Genomic DNA, 14,217 nt, shown 5'->3' with positions numbered 1-14,217 from the left:
AATCGAAAATTTTCATCAACATCTGACGTAAAGCGAATAATAGATGGACCTTAATATCTTTATTAATTGCCCGCATTAATGATCACTTCAGGTTAATTTAATGCCACTATTTTCTGGAGCCTGCAATGACTATCCGATGAGGAGGAATTATTTATTTAATCGTTACGACGGACATAAAACGCGCGAAATGGCCTTTTTTTCGGATTAAACCTGGAAAAATTCATGCCATATTCAATTTTTTTGAGTGAATTTACATAACTTTAAACTAAGCGCGTAAAGCGTTTTATTTCACCCTCAGCATAATCTGCTTTATTTCCCGCGACCACATCGAGAAAACCTGAATAAGCCAGTTTCTCCTCGCCCATTACCCTCAGCTCAGGCGGCTGGCGTTTTTTCGTTTAACTCCGGTTTAGGTTTTTAACATATTCAATTTTTTTCGCCAGAAAAGGCGATCTTGCACAAAACAGACGCCATCCGGCGTAGATAACCCCATTCCTTTCTTATCATGCTGTGGTTAAGATAGTTGCGAACCGTTGTTAGCTGCGAAAAAACGGAAGCTTACCGCTGCGCACCTGGCCAGTTTCAGGGCCTCTCTACAGGATTAAGGCATGTTGAACCGGTTAAAAAAAACGCTGATCGCCGCACTGCTCCCAACGCTGATGTTCACCAGTCTGGCACCTGCCTGGGCCGACGTCAGTGATTCACTGCCCGATATGGGGACCACAGCGGGCTCAACGCTGTCGATTAATCAGGAATTACAGATGGGCGACTTCTACGTTCGCCAGTTGCGCGCCAGTGCTCCCCTGATCAATGACCCGTTGCTTAACCAGTACATCAATCAGCTCGGCCAGCGGCTGGTGTCACACGCCGATTCGGTTAAGACGCCGTTCCACTTCTTTCTGATTCAGAACGATGAACTCAACGCCTTTGCCTTCTTTGGCGGCAATGTGGTGCTGCACTCTGCGCTGTTCCGGTTCACCGAAAATGAAAGCCAGCTGGCCTCGGTAATGGCGCATGAAATTTCGCACGTGACGCAGCGCCATCTGGCACGCGCCATGGAAGATCAAAAGCGCAATGCCCCGCTCACCTGGGTCGGCGCGCTGGGCTCAATTCTGCTGGCGATGGCCAATCCGCAGGCCGGTATGGCGGCGCTGACCGGTACGCTGGCGGGAACCCAGCAAGGCATTATCAGCTTCACCCAGGGTAACGAGCAGGAGGCGGATCGCATCGGGATTCAGGTGCTGCAACGTGCCGGTTTCGATCCCCAGGCGATGCCAAATTTTTTACAGAAGCTGGCCGATCAGAGCCGCTTCTCGTCTAAGCCACCAGAAATTCTGCTGACGCACCCGCTGCCGGACAGCCGTCTGGCAGATGCGCGCAACCGCGCCAACCAGATGCGACCGGTGGTGGTGCAGTCCAGTCAGGATTTCTATCTGGCGAAGGTGCGTGCGCTGGGGATGTACGCCACCGGCCGCAATCAGCTGACCGATGAACTGTTGAACCAGTACGCCAGCGGTAACACCCGCGAACAGCTGGCGTCGCAGTACGGTAAGGCAGTGCAGTTTTTACAGGCGAAAAGCTATGCCGATGCGAAGCGGATCATCACTCCGCTGCTGGCGAAGCAGCCGGATAACGTCTGGTTCCTCGATATCATGTCGGATATCGACATCGGACTGAACCAGCCGCAACAGGCGATCGCCCTGCTTACCGGCGCGACCGGCGCGAAGAACAGCCCGGTAGTGCAGCTCAACCTGGCAAACGCTTACGTTGAAGCGAAACAGCCGGCCAACGCCAGCCGCATTCTGAATCGCTACACCTGGACCAACAAAGATGATCCTAACGGCTGGGACTTACTGGCACAGGCATCAGCACAGCAGGGACTGAACGATGAAGAGCTGTCGGCGCGCGCTGAAAGCCTGGCGCTCAACGGCCAGCTTGACCAGGCGATCACTACCCTTAGCAGCGCCAGCGCCCAGGTGCCGCTCGGCAGCCTGAAGCAGGCGCGTTACGATGCCCGTATCGATCAGCTGCGGCAGTTGCAGCAGCGTTTTAAACAATATCAGAAAGGCTAACCGGCCCGTTATCAGAGGAGATCGCCTGAAATGGTGACGATTTATCACAATCCGCGCTGTAGCAAGAGTCGCGAAACGCTGGCGCTGTTACAGGAACGCGGCATTGAACCCGAGGTGGTGCTCTATCTGCAAACCCCACCAACCCGCGACACGCTGCAAATCCTGCTGCAAAAGCTGGGGATGCAGAGTATACGCCAGCTGATGCGGACCAAAGAGCCGCTTTATCATGAGCTGGGGCTGGCGGAGGAAACGAAGAGTGAGGCTGAACTGATCGCCGCGTTGGTTGACCATCCCAGCCTGATTGAGCGACCGATTGTGATTAATGGCGACCAGGCGCGTATCGGCCGCCCACCGGAGGCGGTACTCGGGATTATTTAAAGGCCGAGCGTCTCTTTAACAAAGGGGATGGTCAGTTTGCGCTGGGCACTGATCGATGCACGATCGAGGCGATCCAGCGTATCAAACAGCGTGCGCATTTCGCGATCGAGTCGCTTCAGCAGGAAGCGGCCAACGTCTTCCGGCAGCTCAAAGCCGCGCAATCCGGCGCGCAGCTGCAACGCCTGTAGCTTATCTTCATCAGAGAGCGGCTGCAGACGGTAGATCTGGCCCCAGTCGAGACGCGAAGCCAGATCGGGCAACTGCAGATTAAGCTGACGTGGCGGACGATCGCCGGTGATAAACAGGCGGGTATTGCCGGTTTCCAGAATGCGGTTGTAGAGATCGAAGATCGCCATTTCCCACTCCGGCTCGCCGGCAATGCACTCGATATTATCGATGCATACCAGTGACAGTTGCTCCATCCCTTCCAGCACTTCCGGCACAAACCAGGTGCGCTTATCCAGCGGCACATAGCCGACCGCCGCACCGCGCGCTGACATTTCTGCGCAGGCTGCGTGCAGCAAATGGCTCCGGCCTCCGCCTTCGCGCGACCAGAAGTAGAGATAGCTGCCATGTTGTTGGTTGAGAGCACCTTTCAGCGCGGCAATCAGCGACGGGTTCTCCCCCGGCCAGAAGCTGGCGAAGGTTTCGTCGTCAGGCAAATAGAGTGGCAATGACAATTGTGCCGGCGTGTTCAGAAGCACCTCAGCAAGAGAACAAGCAAAAAACCGGGGAAGTCTACCACAGTTTTCAGAAAGAGATGAATGGAGCGTCCCTGCCCCGTTCTCAGGAAGCGGCTAACGATCAGCTATCCTGGCGTTCGTCAGCTTCCAGCACTACCTCTTCCGGGCGCAGCAGTGAAATCACGCGGAAGATCAGCGCTAATCCCACGCCAACGAGAGTGGCCAGCGCCATGCCTTTCAGTTCCGCCGCGCCGATATGCACCTTCGCGCCGCTGACGCCGATGATCAGGATTACCGAGGTCAGGATCAGATTCTGCGCTTTGTTGTAATCCACTTTGGATTCGATCAGCACCCGGATACCGGACGCGCCAATTACCCCGTACAGCAGCAGCGAGACGCCGCCCATCACCGGCACCGGGATCGCCTGAATCGCCGCCGCCAGTTTACCGACGCAGGACAGCAGAATGGCGAGGATCGCCGCGCCGCCAATTACCCAGGTGCTGTAGACGCGGGTAATCGCCATCACGCCGATATTCTCACCGTAGGTGGTGTTGGGGGTCGAGCCAAAGAAACCAGAAATCACCGTTGATAAGCCATTGGCGAACATCGAGCGGTGCAGGCCAGGGTCGCGGATCAGATCTTTCTTTACGATATTGGCCGTGACCACCAGATGACCGATGTGTTCGGCAATCACCACCAGCGCCGCCGGCAGAATAGTCAGCATTGCCACCCACTCGAAGCGTGGCGTATAGAAGGTTGGCAGCGCGAACCACGGCGCGTTCTCTACCCCGCTCCAGTCGACGATGCCCATAAACCACGAGAGCGTATAGCCGACCAGCACCCCGATCAGAATCGGGATGATCGCCAGAAAGCCGCGAAACAGCACCGAACCAAACACCGTCACCGCCAGCGTCACCAGCGAGATAATCACCGTGGTGCTATCGGGCGAACTGCCCTCAGCCGGCAGCAGACCGGCCATATTCGCCGCCACGCCAGCCAGTTCAAGGCCGATGACTGCGACAATCGCGCCCATCGCCGCCGGCGGGAACATCACATCCAGCCAGCCGGTACCGGCCCGTTTCACAATCAGCGCCACAATACAGAACAGCACGCCGCATAGAATAAATCCGCCGAGCGCCACCTCGTAGCCCAGTGGCAACAGCAGCAGCACCGGCGAGATAAAAGCAAAGCTTGAGCCAAGATAGGCAGGAATTTTGCCCTTACAGATAAACAGATAAATCAGCGTGCCGACACCGTTGAATAACAGTACGGTAGCCGGGTTGATGTGGAACAGAATCGGCACCAGCACCGTGGCGCCAAACATGGCGAACAGATGTTGCAGGCTGAGTGGAATGGTTTGCAGTAACGGCGGTCGTTCACTGACGCCAATGGCGCGACGAGTCATCATTTATCCCCTTGCGTTAGTTTTCCCCGTTGGTGACACCCGCGCCGACGCAGCGTCACGCAGAGTGCGGGAAGCTGATGCCAGACGGCGGGTGTTATCCGATTGGGGATGATGCTTTTTTTGCCAAAAAAAAGCCGACTCTCCGGCCGGCTATGCGATTTATTTGGTTCCGAAAATCTTATCCCCGGCGTCACCGAGCCCAGGAATGATGTAACCTTTGTCGTTCAGTCCCTGATCGACCGACGCGGTATAGAGCTCTACGTCAGGATGCGCTTTTTCCAGAGCGGCAATCCCTTCTGGCGCGGCCACCAGCACCAGCACTTTAATGCTGCTGCAACCGGCTTTTTTCAGCAGGTCGATGGTGGCGATCATTGAACCACCGGTCGCCAGCATCGGGTCTACCACCAGCGCCAGGCGCTCTTCAATGTTCGAGACCAGCTTCTGGAAATAGGGAACAGGTTCCAGGGTTTCTTCATCACGGTAGACGCCCACCACGCTGATGCGTGCGCTGGGAACATGCTCCAGCACGCCTTCCATCATGCCGAGACCGGCACGCAGAATCGGGACCACCGTAATTTTTTTACCTTTGATTTGATCGATCTGCACCGGGCCGTTCCAGCCCTCAATAGTCACTTTTTCGGTTTCCAGATCGGCGGTGGCTTCGTAGGTCAGCAGGCTGCCCACTTCTGATGCCAGCTCGCGGAAACGCTTGGTACTGATATCATGCTCACGCATCAAGCCCAGTTTATGTTTGACCAGCGGGTGTCTGACTTCCACGATCTTCATTGGTGTTCTCCCGGAATGAGTTGAGCTAAAAAAAAATCGCGGGATTATACCGCCTTTTCGCCTTCGCGCCACTTATCCTTGCGCAAGGCGGCAGCATTTACCGGGACAAAATAAGGATTGATGAAAATCGCCTGGTGCGCAATCCCGGACTCGCAAACGTTTGCCTGCGCTGGTAGAATTGCCGCGCTTTATTTAAACCACCAACCGCAACTCGCGTGGGGACCTCGCAGTGACCGACAAGACCTCTCTCAGTTACAAAGACGCCGGTGTTGATATTGATGCTGGTAACGCCCTGGTTGACCGTATTAAAGGCGTAGTGAAAAAGACGCGTCGCCCGGAAGTAATGGGTGGACTGGGCGGCTTCGGTGCGCTTTGCGCGCTGCCGCAAAAATACCGTGAACCGGTGCTGGTCTCCGGCACCGATGGCGTCGGCACCAAGCTGCGTCTGGCGATGGACCTTAAGCGCCACGATGCGATTGGCATTGACCTGGTCGCGATGTGCGTCAACGACCTGGTGGTTCAGGGTGCAGAGCCGCTGTTCTTCCTCGACTATTACGCCACCGGCAAACTGGACGTTGATACCGCTTCTGCGGTGATCACCGGCATCGCCGAAGGCTGTCTGCAGTCAGGTTGTGCGCTGGTTGGCGGCGAAACCGCTGAAATGCCGGGCATGTACCACGGTGAAGATTACGACGTAGCCGGTTTCTGTGTCGGCGTGGTTGAAAAATCAGAAATCATCGACGGCAGTAAAGTGCAGGACGGCGACGTGCTGATCGCGCTCGGTTCAAGCGGTCCTCACTCTAACGGCTACTCGCTGGTGCGTAAGATTCTGGAAGTCAGCAATACCGATCCGCTGGTTGAACAGCTGGAAGGCAAACCGCTGGCTGACCACCTGCTGGAACCAACCCGCATCTACGTAAAAAATATCCTCAGCCTGATTGAGCAGGTCGATGTGCATGCGATTGCGCACCTGACCGGTGGCGGCTTCTGGGAAAACATTCCGCGCGTCCTGCCCGACAACACCCAGGCGGTGATTGACGAGAAGAGCTGGCAGTGGCCTGCGGTATTCAGCTGGATGCAGCAGGCGGGCAACGTCAGCCGCTTTGAGATGTACCGCACCTTTAACTGCGGCGTCGGGATGATCATTGCCCTGAGCCCGGATGAGGCGGACAAAGCCGTCGCGCTGATGCAGGCTGCCGGTGAAAAAGCGTGGAAGCTGGGCGTGATCAAGGCCTCCGATGCGGAAGAGCGTGTGGTCATCAACGGATGAAAAAGCTGGTTGTACTGATTTCCGGCAACGGAACCAACCTTCAGTCCATCCTTGACGCCTGCGCCAGCGGGCGGATTAACGGCAGCGTCGCTGCCGTTATCAGCAACCGTGCTGCGGCCTATGGCCTGACCCGGGCGCAGGAAGCGGGCATTCCCGCCAAAGCGCTGGCCGCCAGCGACTTCGCTGATCGTGACGCCTTCGACCGTCAGCTGATCGCTGAAATCGAGGCCTGGTCACCGGATCTGGTGGTACTGGCAGGCTATATGCGGATTCTCAGCAGTGCGTTTGTCGCCCATTTCCATGACCGCCTGCTGAATATTCACCCTTCTCTGCTGCCGAAATACCCCGGCCTGCATACACACCGTCAGGCACTGGAGAACGGCGATAGCGAACACGGGACCTCAGTGCATTTTGTCACCGATGAACTGGATGGCGGCCCGGTGATCCTGCAGGCCAAAGTGCCGGTATTCCCGGATGACAGTGAGGCGGAGATTACTGAGCGGGTGCAGCATCAGGAACATGCGATCTATCCGCTGGTGATTAGCTGGTTTATCGACGGACGGCTCAGGATGCGTGACGGGAAAGCCTGGCTGGACGGTGAACCCTTGCCGCCGCAGGGCTATGCAAACGACTGACGTGGAAGGAGAAGCCATCATTTCTTCTGAAGTGATGGCAGAGTAAAGGCTCAGAGAGCCTGTGCCCTCCGTAAAGACGCAAAAAACGCCATCCCTGGCCGCTCAGCGCGGGCGATTACGCACCTCATCCCTGAGGTGCGCCCGTAGCCGGGCCAACGCTTTGCGTTGTTCAAAAACGCTCCCGACGTTTTTGTCGATGGCCCGCGATGCTTTACTCCGGGCATCGGCTCCCATCGCTTTAAGTTTATCAGTCGTCTGACTAAACCCCGCTCTTATCCCTTTCCTTAACCGTAGCGGCCGGTAATGTAATCTTCGGTGCGTCGTTGTTTCGGCGCAGTAAAGATGCGATCGGTATCGTCAAACTCCACCAGCGCGCCCTGATGCATAAAAGCGGTATAGTCCGATACGCGTGACGCCTGCTGCATATTGTGGGTGACCAGCACCAGCGTAAAGTGCTGCTTCAGCGTTGTCATCAGCTCTTCAATCACCAGGGTAGAGATGGGGTCCAGCGCCGAGGTCGGTTCATCCAGCAGCAGAACCTCCGGTTCGATAGCAATCGCCCGCGCAATCACCAGCCGCTGCTGCTGTCCGGTCGAGAGCGTCAGCGCATTCTGCCCCAGTTGATCCTTCACCTCACTCCATAACGCCGCCGCCCGCAGCGCACGTTCGCAGGCTTCGTTCAGCACCCGCCGATCGCGCACGCCCTGTAATCGCAGGCCGTAAACCACGTTTTCATAGATCGACTTCGGAAACGGATTGGGCCGCTGAAACACCATCCCGACCCGCCGACGCAGCGCAGAAAGATCCTGATCCGGCCGCATGATCGGCACCGCGCCCAGCAGCACCTCACCGTCGATCCGACAGTGATCGATCACATCGTTCATCCGATTGAAGCAGCGCAGCAGGGTCGATTTACCGCAGCCGGACGGGCCGATCAGCGCGGTAATGCGGTTTTTTGGCACCTGCAGCGAAATGTCCTGCAGCGCCTGGCGCTCGCCGTACCACAGAGAGAGATGGTTAACGGTGAGCGCAATGTCAGTGTCGGGCGTCATAGTCATAGCCTGTTATTGAGTCATAAGGCGATAGCGTTCACGCAGGCGGTGACGCAGGCTCATCGCCAGCAAATTGAGCGACAGAATAATCAGCACCAGCAGCAGCGCGGTGGCGAACACCAGCGGCCGGTCAGCTTCAATATTCGGACTCTGAAACGCCAGATCGTAAATCTGGAAGCCAAGATGCATAAATTTGCGGTCGAGGTGCAGATAAGGGAACACCGCATCGATCGGTAATTCCGGCACCATTTTCACCACCCCGACCAGCATCAGCGGTGCGGTTTCGCCCGCTGCGCGTGCCACGGCGAGGATCAATCCGGTCAGCATTGCCGGCACCGCCAGCGGCAGCACCACATGCCACAGGGTTTCCGCCTGCGTGGCACCAAGCGCCAGCGATCCCTGACGCAGACTATCTGGAATGCGGGAAAGTCCCTCTTCCGTCGCCACGATCACCACCGGCAGCGTCAGTAACGCTAGCGTTAACGCCGCCCACAGCAGGCCCGGCGTGCCGAAGGTCGGATTGGGCAATGCGCTGGCGAAGAACAGCTGATCGATCGTGCCGCCGACCAGCCAGACAAAAAAGCCAAGGCCAAAGACGCCATACACGATTGAAGGCACCCCGGCCAGATTAACCACCGCAATCCGCACCAGCCGGGTCAGTGCGTTGCGCCCGGCATATTCGTGCAGCCAGATTGCGGCGATCACCCCAAGCGGCATCACCACAATCGACATCAGCAACACCATCAGCACAGTGCCAAAGATCGCCGGGAAAGCACCGGATTCGCTTCCACCGTCGGCCGGCGAGTCGCTGACAAAGCGCCACAACTGATGCAGGAAATGGAGACTCTTTTCGCCCAGCGTCATTGCGTTGGGTTTCCAGCTATCGACAATTTCCGTTAGCGGAATCGCGTGGTCGATGCCATGCACATCCCGCAGGATCAGCACGTCGCGCTGGCTCTGCTGTTGCAGGCTGGCCAGCGTCTCGCTGAGATGATCGAACCGACGCTGCAAGGCCGCCTGATTCGCCTGATATTCCGACTGGGTCTGTAGATCAAAGCGACCGGCGGCGCGCTGCTGCGTGGCCTGTTCATCCAGCTGCTCACGCTGGCTGTTGACGCGTGCCATCTCTACCCGGCGAATCTGATTGGCCTGCCGCACCAGCAGTTGTACCTGCGCCAGCCGCTGATGCAGCAGCGCATCGGGATTGCGGGCGGTTAAGACCTCATTATCTTCGCGCAGGCCGATAAACCAGCCGTAAGCCTTGCCGTGACTGCGACGCTGCAACACCATGATCGCTTTCGGCTGGCTGACGCTGGCCGCTTGCCGGCTGTAGACCACGCGGAAATCGGGTGCGTCCCAGTCGCGGTTGCCGGTTTTAATCAGGTAGCGATGAACCTGTCCGCCGCTGTTGCCCTGCTCGTCAGCCGGGGCAGGAAAGCGCGGCTGATGCTCAAGAGTTTCGCCCAGCAGGCGCACCTCACGCCCGTCGGGCTGGCTGAAACTGTAGAGGTCAACCCGCTGCGGCCAGAAAGCCCGGACGCCCTGCCAGGCCAGCAGGCCAATCAACAGCGTAAAGGCTAACAGGCAGACCGCCACGGCACCGGCGGTTAACCAGCGCCAGCGATCGTTTTGTCGCATCACCTTCATACCTGCTCCTCATGCTGCTGGCGCAAACGCTGACGGATCAGCTCCGCCACGGTATTGATCACCAGAGTGAACAGCAGCAGCATCAGGGCGCTGAGAAACAGGATGCGATAATGGGCGCTGCCAGCGGCGGCTTCCGGCATCTCGATGGCGATATTGGCTGACAGGGCGCGCAGTCCGCTGAACAATCCGCCCTGACTTTGCGGCGTGTTGCCGGTCGCCATCAGCAGAATCATCGTTTCCCCCACCGCGCGGCCCAGGCCGATCATCAGGGCGGCAAAGATCCCGGCTGAGGCGCCAGGCAACACCACTCGGGTCAGGGTTTGCCACGGCGTGGCACCCAGCGCCAGCGAGCCCTGCCCCAGCGATGCGGGCACGCTGAACAGCGCATCTTCAGAGAGCGTAAATATCAGCGGCACCAGCGCAAAGCCCATCGCCAGCGCCGCCACCAGCAGGTTGCGCTGTTCATAATGTGGCAGCCAGTCGCCTGCGTCAGGGATAAACAGCGTTGGCAGCCACAGCGTCAGTAAGGTGACCAGCAGCAGCAGCGGCAGCAGAATCAGCACCTCGCGGCCCGGCTGTCGCCAGCGCGCCGGTAAACGCGCGCTGAGCACGCCGCACAGCAGCAAACTGGCGGCCAGCGTCAGCGGCAGCAACAGCACTCCAATCAACGCCTGACTGATGTGCGGTGCCAGCCAGACACCGGCAATCAGCCCCACCACCACGCTCGGCAGCGCGCCCATCATTTCGATAGCCGGTTTAACCCAGCGACGCAGGCCCGGTGCCATAAAAAACGCGGTATACATGGCTGCCGCCAGCGCCAACGGCGTGGCAAACAGCAGCGCTAAGCTGGCGGCTTTCAGCGTGCCGACCACCATCGGTACCAGGCTGAACTTGCCCTGATAGCTGTCGCCCGCCGCGGTCGATTGCCAGATCCAGTCCGGTGCCGGGTAATTTTCGTACCAGATTTTTTGCCAGAAATTACGCCAGGTGACGTCAGGCCACGGGTTATCCAGCCGCAGGGTTTGCCAGCTGCCTGCTCGCTCAACCAGCAGACTGTCGCCACGCGGTGAGAACTGCGCGTCAAGAATGCCTGGCGCCAGCTGGCGCTGCAGAATCGGGCCATCCTGTTTGCTGGCGAACAGCCGCAGCAGGCCATTTTCACTGAGGGTGGCGAACACCCGACGTTGCGGCTCGGTGACCACTTTCGCCACTCCCGCGCTGTGCGCGAACGTCCGGATGCGTTGAAGACGCGGTCCCTGTGGGCTGGCGATCGCAAACCACTGGGTAATGCCGCTCTGATCCTGAATCAGCAGGCTCTTACCGCCCACCAGCAGATGCAGACTTTGCGGGCGCTGCGGCAGCGTCTGGGTTTCACGCAACCGCGCCTGATCCTCGTCGAGTTGCCAGACCCGCAGCACGTTGCCTTCGGTGGTATAGAGCAGATCGCCTGCCGGGGAAAGTGCCAGCAGGTCCAGCTGTTGCTGTGGCAGATCGACAGTGGCGGCCTGCTGATCGGTGCCGAGCGTTAGCACCGTCAGGCCGCGGTCGGTCAGCGCCGCGATACGCCACTGGCCTGGATGGCGAGTCGCCAGAGCCATTTTTGTCACCGCGCCGTGCGGCAGGTGAAACGGTTTGTCGCCCAGCGGAAAGCGCCACTGCTGTTCCGCTGTCGGTTGCATCAGCATCAGCGCACCCTGCATATTCAGCAGCAGCGTCTGGCCGTCGGCACTGCGCACCACCTGTTGCGGTGGCGGCAATAACGCCAGCGCCGGTTCCGCCGGTTGTCCATCCAGCGGAATAAACCGCGCCGCGCCGTGCGCGCTGATACGCCAGCCGATACGACCATCATTGCCGAGGGCTAACGCCGGCGCGCGATCCCATAGCTGCTGATTACTGGCAATCTGCAGACCCGGTGCACTGAACAGCGGCAATACCACGCCAATCAGCCAGCAAAACAGCAGCAACATCAGCAGCAGAATCGCAATGCCACAGGACGTGACCAGCCGCCGCGTCAGGCGGTCAACGGCACGACGCTTACGGTCGCTGAACTGGACTGGGATGTGGTTTACGCTCATGCGGTTCCGGTAGCAGGCAAAAACAAGCCGCTATGTTGCCCGTAGCCGGTTGATAAGACAACTATTGACGTTGGACAACGCTGCCATACTCTCGCCATAATGATCAGGGACACTGGATCTTCAGTCCTGCAACCGCTATATGGAGTGAGAATGGGTCAGGTAAAGCTTTATATTGAAAAAGAATTAAGCTGGTTATCCTTTAACGAACGGGTTTTGCAGGAAGCGGCGGACAAAAGTAATCCGCTGATTGAGCGGATGCGTTTTCTCGGTATCTACTCCAATAACCTCGACGAATTCTACAAGGTGCGTTTCGCCGACCTGAAACGCCGCATTCTGATTGGTGAAGAGCAGGGTTCCGCCAGTACGCCACGTCATTTATTCAAGAAGATCCAGCAGCGAGTCCTGAAGTCTGACCAGGAGTTCGACGCCCTGTATAACGATCTGCTGCTGGAGATGGCGCGTAATCAGATCTTCCTGATCAACGAGCGCCAGCTCTCGCCGAATCAGCAGGCGTGGCTGCGCCACTATTTCAAACATGAACTGCGCCAGCATATCTCGCCGATTCTGATCACCCATGAAACTGACCTGACCGAATTTCTGAAAGACGATTACACCTATCTGGCGGTGGAAATTATCCGCGGCGATACCATTCGTTATGCGCTGCTGGAGATCCCGTCCGATAAAGTGCCGCGTTTCATTAATCTGCCGGCTGAGCCGCCGCGTCGTCGTAAGCCGATGATCCTGCTGGATAACATTTTACGTTACTGCCTGGACGATATTTTCAAAGGCTTTTACGACTACGACGCACTGAACGCCTATTCGATGAAGATGACGCGTGACGCCGAGTACGATCTGGTGACGGAGATGGAATCGAGTCTGCTGGAGCTGATGTCGTCCAGCCTGAAGCAACGCCTGACCGCCGAGCCGGTCCGCTTTGTCTACCAGCGCGACATGCCCGATTCGATGGTGGAACTGTTGTGTCACAAGCTCTCCATTTCTAACTTCGATTCCATATTGCCCGGCGGACGCTACCACAACTTTAAAGACTTCATTGGCTTCCCGAACGTCGGCAAAAACAACCTGGTGAACCGGCCGCTGCCGCAGATTCGCCATATCGGATTTGATGGCTTCCGCAATGGCTTTGATGCCATTCGCGATCGCGATGTGCTGCTCTATTATCCTTACCATACCTTTGAGCACGTGCTGGAACTGCTGCGTCAGGCGTCGTTTGACCCCAGCGTGCTGGCGATAAAAATCAATATTTATCGCGTCGCCAAACACTCACGCATCATGGATGCGATGATTCATGCGGCCTATAACGGTAAAAAAGTGACGGTGGTGGTTGAACTGCAGGCGCGCTTTGATGAAGAGGCGAACATCTACTGGGCTAAGCGCCTGACCGAAGCGGGCGTGCACGTAATTTTCTCTGCGCCGGGGCTGAAGATCCACGCCAAGCTGTTCCTGATTTCCCGCCGTGAAGGTGAAGAGATTGTGCGGTACGCGCATATCGGTACCGGCAACTTCAACGAAAAAACCGCCCGCCTCTATACCGACTACTCGTTGCTGACCGCCGATGCGCGTATCACCAACGAAGTGCGCCGGGTGTTTAACTTTATCGAGAACCCTTACCGGCCGGTCACCTTCGATCATCTGATGGTGTCACCGCAGAACTCACGCCGGATGCTGTATGAGTTGATCGATAACGAAATCGCCAATGCGCAGCAGAAAAAGCCATCCGGCATTACTCTGAAAATCAATAATCTGGTGGACAAAGGACTGGTTGACCGGCTTTATACAGCCTCCAGCGTGGGGGTTAAGGTCAATCTGCTGGTGCGCGGCATGTGCTCATTAATTCCCGATTTGCCGGGGATCAGTGAAAATATTCGCGTCATCAGTATCGTTGACCGTTATCTGGAGCACGATCGCGTCTATATTTTTGACAATGGCGGCGATAAAAAAGTGTTCCTCTCCTCGGCTGACTGGATGACGCGTAACATTGATTACCGCATCGAAGTGGCGGTGGCGATTCTCGATCCACGTATTAAGCAGCGCATACTCGACATTATTGCTATTCAGTTAAGTGATACGGTAAAAGCCCGCATCGTCGATAAAGAGTTGAGTAACCATTACGTCCAGCGCGGCAATCGTCGCAAAGTGCGATCGCAGCTGGCCATTTATGATTACATCAAGAACCTGGAACAACCTGAATAAATC

At 57.3% G+C, this 14,217-nt stretch carries 11 protein-coding genes; 5 read left to right on the top strand and 6 right to left on the bottom strand.

From position 1 onward, the window contains the following. Positions 1-608 precede the first annotated feature (608 nt). A complete protein-coding gene (gene bepA / locus ACLIBF_RS06000; protein ID WP_046288175.1) occupies positions 609-2,072 on the top strand; it encodes a beta-barrel assembly-enhancing protease in 1,464 nt (487 codons plus the stop codon). 30 nt (positions 2,073-2,102) lie between these two features. After that, complete coding sequence (gene arsC, locus ACLIBF_RS05995; protein WP_031375382.1) at positions 2,103-2,450, top strand: arsenate reductase (glutaredoxin); 348 nt, start codon at positions 2,103-2,105, stop codon at positions 2,448-2,450. Here arsC and hda read toward each other — a convergent pair. The 3 genes from hda to upp form a co-directional block, all read right to left on the bottom strand. Then, the gene (gene hda / locus ACLIBF_RS05990) at positions 2,447-3,148 is read right to left on the bottom strand and encodes a DnaA inactivator Hda (RefSeq protein WP_180217190.1); all 702 of its coding nucleotides are present in this window, start codon (positions 3,146-3,148) and stop codon (positions 2,447-2,449) included. The two genes, arsC and hda, sit on opposite strands and share 4 nt — an antisense overlap. A gap of 106 nt (positions 3,149-3,254) precedes the next feature. After that, complete coding sequence (uraA, locus tag ACLIBF_RS05985; RefSeq protein WP_031375380.1) at positions 3,255-4,538, bottom strand: uracil permease; 1,284 nt, start codon at positions 4,536-4,538, stop codon at positions 3,255-3,257. Positions 4,539-4,697: 159 nt separating this feature from the next. Continuing rightward, entirely contained in the window at positions 4,698-5,324 is a 627-nt protein-coding gene (gene upp / locus ACLIBF_RS05980; RefSeq protein ID WP_031375379.1) for a uracil phosphoribosyltransferase, read from the bottom strand. Positions 5,325-5,553: 229 nt separating this feature from the next. On the opposite strand from upp, the gene purM reads away from it, so the two are divergent. Further along, entirely contained in the window at positions 5,554-6,594 is a 1,041-nt protein-coding gene (gene purM, locus ACLIBF_RS05975; RefSeq protein ID WP_031375378.1) for a phosphoribosylformylglycinamidine cyclo-ligase, read from the top strand. After that, positions 6,591-7,229 (top strand): phosphoribosylglycinamide formyltransferase, encoded by a 639-nt coding sequence (purN, locus tag ACLIBF_RS05970; RefSeq protein WP_031375377.1) that lies wholly within the window; start codon positions 6,591-6,593, stop codon positions 7,227-7,229. The genes purM and purN overlap by 4 nt, the downstream gene beginning before the upstream one ends. Before the next feature lie 284 nt (positions 7,230-7,513). On the opposite strand, the gene pstB is transcribed toward purN, so the two are convergent. From pstB to ACLIBF_RS05955, 3 genes are read right to left on the bottom strand one after another with little or no spacing between them, the layout of a single operon-like run. Continuing rightward, positions 7,514-8,281 (bottom strand): phosphate ABC transporter ATP-binding protein PstB, encoded by a 768-nt coding sequence (gene pstB, locus ACLIBF_RS05965; RefSeq protein ID WP_031375376.1) that lies wholly within the window; start codon positions 8,279-8,281, stop codon positions 7,514-7,516. A gap of 12 nt (positions 8,282-8,293) precedes the next feature. After that, on the bottom strand, positions 8,294-9,928 hold the full coding sequence (gene pstA, locus ACLIBF_RS05960) for a phosphate ABC transporter permease PstA (protein WP_279809774.1): 1,635 nt from the start codon (positions 9,926-9,928) through the stop codon (positions 8,294-8,296). Then, positions 9,925-12,003 (bottom strand): ABC transporter permease subunit, encoded by a 2,079-nt coding sequence (locus ACLIBF_RS05955; RefSeq protein WP_448309480.1) that lies wholly within the window; start codon positions 12,001-12,003, stop codon positions 9,925-9,927. The genes pstA and ACLIBF_RS05955 overlap by 4 nt, the downstream gene beginning before the upstream one ends. Before the next feature lie 150 nt (positions 12,004-12,153). On the opposite strand from ACLIBF_RS05955, the gene ppk1 reads away from it, so the two are divergent. Beyond that, positions 12,154-14,214 carry a polyphosphate kinase 1 gene (ppk1, locus tag ACLIBF_RS05950; protein ID WP_031375373.1) on the top strand — a complete coding sequence of 687 codons (2,061 nt, stop codon included), beginning with the start codon at positions 12,154-12,156 and terminating at the stop codon, positions 14,212-14,214. The last annotated feature ends 3 nt before the right edge of the window (positions 14,215-14,217 follow it).

This window comes from Pantoea sp. PGP6, from assembly GCF_053474785.1.
The sequence above is the reverse complement of the archived record's forward strand: the minus strand, read 5'-3'. Positions and strand labels throughout refer to the sequence as shown.

Coding starts and splice junctions, on each gene's coding strand:
- ACLIBF_RS05955 (WP_448309480.1), bottom strand. CDS start 12,003: ATGAGCGTAAACCACATCCCAGTCCAGTTCAGCGACCGTAAGCGTCGT.
- upp (WP_031375379.1), bottom strand. CDS start 5,324: ATGAAGATCGTGGAAGTCAGACACCCGCTGGTCAAACATAAACTGGGC.
- purN (WP_031375377.1), top strand. CDS start 6,591: ATGAAAAAGCTGGTTGTACTGATTTCCGGCAACGGAACCAACCTTCAG.
- arsC (WP_031375382.1), top strand. CDS start 2,103: ATGGTGACGATTTATCACAATCCGCGCTGTAGCAAGAGTCGCGAAACG.
- uraA (WP_031375380.1), bottom strand. CDS start 4,538: ATGACTCGTCGCGCCATTGGCGTCAGTGAACGACCGCCGTTACTGCAA.
- ppk1 (WP_031375373.1), top strand. CDS start 12,154: ATGGGTCAGGTAAAGCTTTATATTGAAAAAGAATTAAGCTGGTTATCC.
- bepA (WP_046288175.1), top strand. CDS start 609: ATGTTGAACCGGTTAAAAAAAACGCTGATCGCCGCACTGCTCCCAACG.
- pstA (WP_279809774.1), bottom strand. CDS start 9,928: ATGAAGGTGATGCGACAAAACGATCGCTGGCGCTGGTTAACCGCCGGT.
- pstB (WP_031375376.1), bottom strand. CDS start 8,281: ATGACGCCCGACACTGACATTGCGCTCACCGTTAACCATCTCTCTCTG.